Origin of the sequence: Stenotrophomonas sp. YIM B06876, assembly GCF_030711595.1 — a bacterium.
In the GTDB taxonomy this organism is placed as follows: domain Bacteria; phylum Pseudomonadota; class Gammaproteobacteria; order Xanthomonadales; family Xanthomonadaceae; genus Stenotrophomonas.
Window position 1 is genome coordinate 1 of sequence record NZ_JAUJUJ010000517.1, and the last position, 559, is coordinate 559.

Annotated in this window: 1 protein-coding gene; it reads left to right on the forward strand. The window is 66.7% G+C overall.

Annotation, left to right across the window (positions count from 1 at the left end):
* Positions 1-559 (forward strand): type I restriction endonuclease (locus tag QZH66_RS18255; RefSeq protein WP_305807208.1); only part of this gene is annotated, 559 nt, incomplete at both ends.

Here is a 559-nt window from a genome sequence, read left to right on the forward strand (position 1 = left end):
AGCGCAGCCAGCCCTGGCCCACGACTACAACGAAGCGGCCACGCGCGACCTGTTCATCGACCTGCTGCTCAAGGAAGCCGGCTGGCCCCTGGCCGATGCGCGCGACCGTGAATATGAAGTGCAAGGCATGCCCAACCAGCAGGGCAAGGGCTTCATCGACTATGTGCTGTGGGGCGACGATGGCAAGCCGCTGGCCATCGTCGAGGCCAAGCGCAGCCGGCGCAGTGCCCGCGAGGGCGAGCAGCAGGCCAAGCTGTATGCCGACTGCCTGGAAAAGCAGTTTGACCAGCGCCCGGTGATGTATGGCACCAATGGCTACGAGCACTGGCTGTGGGACGACACCACCAGCCCGCCACGCGCAGTGCAGGGCTTTCACAAGAAGGACGAGCTGGTGCTGATGGTGCAACGCCGCACCAGCCGCAAGCCGCTGGCGGGGGCCGCCATTGCGCACACCATTGCCGAGCGGCATTACCAGCAGCGCGCCATCCGCCGCATTGCCGAGACGTTCGAGCGCGACCAGCACCGCAAGGCACTGGTGGTGATGGCCACCGGCGCGGGC